Source organism: Ferdinandcohnia jepli (assembly GCF_047246645.1).
GTDB lineage: Bacteria > Bacillota > Bacilli > Bacillales > Bacillaceae_L > Ferdinandcohnia.
The window spans coordinates 122,130-128,359 of the sequence record NZ_JBFOKR010000006.1 but is presented as its reverse complement, the minus strand read 5'-3'; the positions used below and the strand labels follow the sequence as shown (position 1 = coordinate 128,359).

Sequence of the window (6,230 nt, the reverse complement as noted above, 5' to 3'; positions counted from 1 at the left end):
GTTTGGTTTGCATTGAGGCGTACGGCCGGTTTGGCTCAATTTTTGCTAAAAATCGTATTTTCTTGCTAAAAATCGTAAATCCGAATTAAAAATCGTATTTTCCTGCTAAAAATCGTAAATCCAAATTAAAAACCATAAATCTAAATTAAAAATCGTAAACCCTATAACTCCTACTCATTTTCACCAGAATGATATAAAAATAAGCCCCTTTCCTCTCGAAAGGGGCTATTCTACTATTCTATTTCTCTTTCGGCATCCAAATACGGTAGTTTCCGCTTAAAGCTAGCATGCTAAATAGGTATAAGCAGTTATCATAGTAGCGTCTCTCACCTGTGCGAACCGGTGTATTCCAGAATAAGTCTACATTTGCTTTGGCATGTGGGCCATCGACAGTTGCTAATGAAGCCATTGCGTTTGTAGCAATTAATCCAACTGGATGTAATGATTTTTCCTCAAAAGGTTCTCCATCAATTTTATATCGACGGTAGTCCTCAGGTTTTTTATCCGCAAAGAAACCTTGAATTTTATCCGCCTCTTCTTTATCCCACTCTGTGCCGCCAAACCATTCTGCATCCAAACCAATGTTAGCAGCTACGCGGTATGAATCACTGAAAAAGTCCCCGTACCCGCGAATATGATTTGGTGTTCCATCATAATGAGCATATTCTGGAGCTAAGCCTGTTTCCGAATGGCACGCAGTCTTCAAGTATTCTCTACTTGCTTCAGCTGCTTCCTTCCAGAACTGACGATCCTCTGGATAAGCCCAAAGTGCAAATAACTCATAGAAATGTGGCAAATGATAAGACGGGTCAGAAAACTCAACCTCAGGTACAAATTTAATAAGTTTATTTTCTGGGTTCCACATTGGGAAGCCATCATTATTTTCACCTTTATGGATACAATCTCTTAATAAGTCCTTCGCTTGCTCACTGTAGTTGAATGGTGCTTCACGGTCACCCCAACGATGTGAAGCAAAGAATAATGCTAAGGCAAAAAACTCTTCGCCATCAGGAGCTGGCCCATGAGCATTTTTTGTACCATCTAGAGCACATGACCACGCAAAATACCCCGCATGCAACCCTTCTGTCATATACATATTTTTCTTAGCCCAAGACCAAATGCGGTCAAACTCTTCTTGCTTATCAAGTTGTACAGCCACCATCATTCCATACGACATACCTTCTGTACGTACATCAATATTACCAGTGTCAACTAAATAGCCGCCGCCATCTTCACTTTCATGATAGATTTTTGTATCTTCATCACCATAAAAAATTTGGTTCCATGTATCTTCAACTCTTGCTTGAATTTCCTCTTCAGAGTAACCATACTCTTTAAATAAATTGCGATACTCTCCAGTATAAAATGCACCTTTAGTCATCTTACAGTTCTCCCTTCAGTATATGAATCAAAGTATGCTGGTTTAATAAGAATCTATCAGACTATCATCCAACCCATGATACGTATCAGTCTCATCTTTTCTCGGTTGAATTTCGATTAAAGTCACTTCGTTTTTGGATAAAATAAGCTCTAGCTTTAATACACTATTCTCTACTTCCATTTGTGCAGTAGTGAGGAGTGGTTGGGCCGCATGACGTAGTGTTTCTACAGCTTGCTTATCTATGAATCTTGGACGTCCCATTTCCTGCCAAACTCTCCATGGGTTTGCATATTGTTCATTTACTATCTGGCGTTTTACAAATGCATTCTTACATGATAGTGGAATTTCAAGCTCAACTATCTGGTTATGGTCATTCCCTTTCTCCAGCACTTCATTCCAAGCAACTAATGCGATTGAACCGTCTTTCCTTCTAGTAACAAGTATCTGCTCATCGCGATAAAGCTGCTCCTCACCAAGCTGGTTGAAAAAGTAGAACAGATGGAAAGTAGGCTTTAGTATTTCGTTTAACCCAATTAGCCCAAATCCACCATGGAACTGTGCTTTAGGTACATCACTTTCTTCAAATACATCACTAAATGTCCAATATGAGAAGGAGTCAACATAATCTCCTCCCTCACTTAAAATTCTTGCTAGATACGCAGCATTTAGCGCTGTATCGTGAACCGGATTTATAGGACTATAGGAAGTATTGTATTCTGTAATATGAAATGGCAGGTTCGGAAATGGTGACTCATAAATCATACCTCGTACCGTTTTAAACTGATGAAGCATATCTGTGTTATCTACCAATTCCTGATAGTAATATTCAAAGGTCTTTTTATGCGGCGCTTTTGATGTATAGGCATGTCTACTCACAAAATCGACTGGTGCGTTTTCCTCATGACAGAAGTTAAGAAAATCCACAATCCAATGATCAGCTCCACCACAAATGGCTGGACCACCTACCTGCAATTCTGGATGAACCTCTTTCACTGCATTTGCTGTAACCTTATATAATTTGAAATACTCTTGTTTATCTGCATCTTTCCAGAAGTTTACTAGATTAGGTTCATTCCAGATTTCAAACGGCCATTTTAAAACTTCATCAATCCCATACCGCTCTACAAAATGAGAAACGACCGCAACAATAAGGTCATGCCATTTTTCATAATCTTTTGGAGGTGTTACATTTCCCTTCCAGTAAAAAATTGTCTGGTCTCCTGAAGCTAGTTGAGAAGGCATAAATCCTAACTCTACGAATGGTCGAATTCCGATTTCAAGAAACGAATCAAAAATTCGATCAATGTATGTAAAGTTATAGAACGGGCGAGTCTCACCATCTACTTCAATTTCCCGATAGATTCCAACATCGTCTGAAAGCAAGCCATGTCCTCTGATATATTCGAAACCAATTTTTTCTTTTGCAAGTTTTAAATGATCAAGGTACTCCTTTTGTAGTGCAAGACCTAGGCGTCCTGTTCCCACACAATATTTCCAGTTCTTTTTGAATGTTGTTACTCGATCTTGAGTGATAGTTATTCTTTTCATAACCTTGTCCTCTCGTCGTTGTTATATTACTGGTAAGAAAAATGTGCTAGATTTCATGGACCAGCACATCTTAACTTTTTAATAAATCTTACGTTCCTTCACATCATCTATCCCAGATTTTCTGTAGAAATACGTATTAATTTTGTCACGCCACTCTTTTGAATGTTCGCTTTGTTCTTGTAATCTAGCTAGAACACCTTCAAATCTTGTCGTGTCCATTTCACCTTCAAGTTTCTTCCATTGAGTAACAAGATTTTCAGCTTCTTCAACTCCTTCAAAGTGAGTATTGTAGATATGCTGTATCACTGTTACCCCAGACCTTAGAACATGTGTATATGGTACGTGGTGGAAGAAAAGAATGAGTTCATCTGGACATGTATCTAATGATTCAAATAGGTCGGTATTTTCTTTAAAGTACTGACCTGTATATCCTGTTCCATCTTTTAATGTACGGTTTACACCGATACCTTTCCAATCAGCAAAATGATAGGTGCCCCACACATCATACTCATAACCGTCTACGTTTGGTCCATAATGATGGCTAGGATTAACCATCCAGCCTACTCCTAGTGGAGCTGTGTATTTTTCATAGATACTCCATGATGTATGAAGCATATCTTTTAGTTTTTCGAAGACGAGTTCATTTTTCCCAAACGTTTGCTCAACCCATTCTTCTGTAATTTCATCGGTCTTAAGGTCTGGATTCCAAATAAGTCTTCCGTATCCATAGAAATTCGCTTGTGCCAATGTATGACCATTCCAGTTTAAGTCGTCTCCGATATTTGAAACCGCAGTAATTCCACTTAAAGTATTATGATATAAAGAACCGGATACTACTTTTTTAACGGTAGAGCCTTCACCTTTTGCATGCGTATCGAAATCCAGCACTTCTTTCCATTGTGGAATGAGGTAGCAAAGATGCCTTTGTTGTCCTGTATATTCCTGTGTTACTTGGAACTCAAGAACCTGATTCGTTTCTGACATTGCGCCAAATAGAGGAGAAACAGGCTCTCTAACCTGGAAGTCCATTGGTCCATTTTTAATTTGCAGAACAACATTTTCAAGGAACTGTCCATCTAATGGTTTAAAGTGATCATAAGCTGCACGCGCTCTGTCAGTTTTACGGTCACGCCAATCTTGAAGACAGTTGTACACAAAACATCTCCAGAAAACGACTCCACCAAAAGGTTTTAATGCTTCTCCAAGCATATTTGCACCGTCTGCATGTGTTCTGTTATACGTAAATGGCCCTGGGCGATGCTCTGAATCTGCTTTAACCACAAAACCGCCAAAGTCAGGAATATAGTTATATACTTCTTTTACTTTTTCCTTCCACCAACTTCGAACGCCCTCATCAAGTGGATCAGCCGTATCTAAGTCCCCAAGCTGAATTGGACTTGCATAGTTGGCACTTAAATATGTCTTTATTCCATATCCACGAAAAATATCAGCAACCTTTGCTACGTCCGGTAGATACTCACTGGTGATTAATTTGGATTCAATTTCATGAACGTTTACATTATTTATTGAAACACCGTTAATTCCTACTGAAGATAGAAGTCTTGCATAATCCTTTATTCGATTCCAATTTCTAATAAATTGATAATCTTTATAAAATATTGATTTTCCGGCATACCCTCGTTCAATCGAACCGTCCATATTATCCCAATGGTTAATCATACGTAATTGGTTCACTGGTGCTTCCACAATATCTAAACTGTGTAAATCCGCTTCTTGCTGGATCATACGTAATAAGTGGAATACCCCGTAGAGAACCCCTTTGTCCGTCTTTCCAATAACATATAGTTTGTTTTTAACAGTCTTGATAAAATAACTTTCACTGTTTAATGAACTTAATTTAGAGGCATCAATTGGCAAAGCCCCGTTTTCAAAACTCAATAAAACAGTAGCTGGAGTTATTACATTTTCATCCTTAATTGTTGGTTCAATTCCCAGCATGGATGTAATTCCTGAAATCATCTCTTGTCTAGCAGATTGAATAAGTAAAGACTCATTAGGAATAACCAGTTGGCTTAACAGGTCTTGATTCCTCTGCACCCATTGGACATCCCCTTTTCGGGTATATTGCAACCACGCTTTGTATTCATTCATATTCTCTGGGGTGATTCCAACAGTTCCTACTGTTTCCTCAGTACTGTTATAACTCAATGAATTTTCCTCCTAATTGTGGAATAGAAGTTTTATTTAAAAGATGTAATCCTCTCAAACGCCTGCTTTGGTTGTTGGTTTACATCAAATACAAATGGCCAATTCTTTCTTCCTCTTACAGGAAAGTCATCTAACCATGTATAGTCATCAGCAACTCCCCAGAAGGTTACGCTGCTAATTACATCTTTGTACTCACGCAGTAATGAAAAAGATTCTTCATAGCGCTTTTCTTGTAAAGCAACCATTTCAGCAGTTGGGGCTTTTAAGTCTGTTCTCTTATCTTCAAAGTTAAATACAGAGAAATCGAATTCTGTTAACTGAATCTGTAAGCCTAGCGAAGCATATTTCTCAATTGCTGCCCGAATCTCATCAATTGTTGGTGATGTCAGGTTCCAGTGTGCTTGCATTCCCACACCATGAATTGGCACCTCTCTTTCGAGTAAAGACTTTACTAGTTGATAGATTTTGTCACGTTTTTCCGGTTGGCTTTCATTGTAATCGTTGTATATTAATAGCGCATTTGGATCAGCTTCATGTGCAAAACGAAAAGCTTTTTCGATGAACTCTTCTCCAGCGATATCTAACCATTTAGACTTTCGTAGAAACCGTTCATCACTATCGTCGATTACCTCATTTACAACGTCCCAGCTATGGATACGGCCTTTGTAACGACCTGCTACAGCGGAGATATGATTCTTCAAACGCTCAAGTAATAACTCCTTACTTGCCACCGAACCATCTGGAGCTTGGAACATCCAATCTGGGGTTTGATTATGCCAAACTAATGTATGCCCACGTACCGCTTTGTTATGCTCTTCTGCAAAGGAGATAAATTTATCGGCAGTTTCAAATGTAAACGTACCTTCCTCTGGTTGAAGATGTTCTGGCTTCATTTCATTCTCGGCAGTAATACTATTAAAATGGTTAACTATTAATTGTTTAGCACTATCTATCGTGCGATTATTGATAGCTGCACCTATTAAAAAATAGTCTTGATAAATGTCAAATAAGCGTTTAGATTGTTGAGTCATCGTTTACCTCCGGCTTCTCTTTTTAACAAGTGTAGAATAACTAGTAACTAAATTTACCTTGTCAACTGTATTTCTGTTTTCTAATCTATTTAATAAGATGC

The 6,230-nt window shown here is 38.4% G+C and carries 4 protein-coding genes; all 4 read right to left on the bottom strand.

What is annotated here, in order from left to right; translation table 11 throughout:
• Positions 1 to 238: 238 nt before the first annotated feature.
• The 4 genes from AB3M96_RS08000 to AB3M96_RS07985 all read right to left on the bottom strand — a co-directional run bounded on the left by AB3M96_RS08000 (position 239) and on the right by AB3M96_RS07985 (position 6,129).
• Positions 239 to 1,381 carry a family 8 glycosyl hydrolase gene (locus AB3M96_RS08000; protein WP_412967059.1) on the bottom strand — a complete coding sequence of 381 codons (1,143 nt, stop codon included), beginning with the start codon at positions 1,379 to 1,381 and terminating at the stop codon, positions 239 to 241.
• A gap of 42 nt (positions 1,382 to 1,423) precedes the next feature.
• Entirely contained in the window at positions 1,424 to 2,929 is a 1,506-nt protein-coding gene (locus AB3M96_RS07995; RefSeq protein WP_412967058.1) for a GH39 family glycosyl hydrolase, read from the bottom strand.
• Positions 2,930 to 3,007: 78 nt separating this feature from the next.
• Complete coding sequence (locus AB3M96_RS07990) at positions 3,008 to 5,041, bottom strand: alpha-glucuronidase family glycosyl hydrolase (RefSeq protein ID WP_412967156.1); 2,034 nt, start codon at positions 5,039 to 5,041, stop codon at positions 3,008 to 3,010.
• Between the two features lie 89 nt (positions 5,042 to 5,130).
• The gene (locus AB3M96_RS07985; RefSeq protein ID WP_412967057.1) at positions 5,131 to 6,129 is read right to left on the bottom strand and encodes an endo-1,4-beta-xylanase; all 999 of its coding nucleotides are present in this window, start codon (positions 6,127 to 6,129) and stop codon (positions 5,131 to 5,133) included.
• Between the last annotated feature and the right edge of the window lie 101 nt (positions 6,130 to 6,230).

Coding starts and splice junctions, on each gene's coding strand:
- AB3M96_RS07985 (WP_412967057.1), bottom strand. CDS start 6,129: ATGACTCAACAATCTAAACGCTTATTTGACATTTATCAAGACTATTTT.
- AB3M96_RS08000 (WP_412967059.1), bottom strand. CDS start 1,381: ATGACTAAAGGTGCATTTTATACTGGAGAGTATCGCAATTTATTTAAA.
- AB3M96_RS07990 (WP_412967156.1), bottom strand. CDS start 5,041: ATGAATGAATACAAAGCGTGGTTGCAATATACCCGAAAAGGGGATGTC.
- AB3M96_RS07995 (WP_412967058.1), bottom strand. CDS start 2,929: ATGAAAAGAATAACTATCACTCAAGATCGAGTAACAACATTCAAAAAG.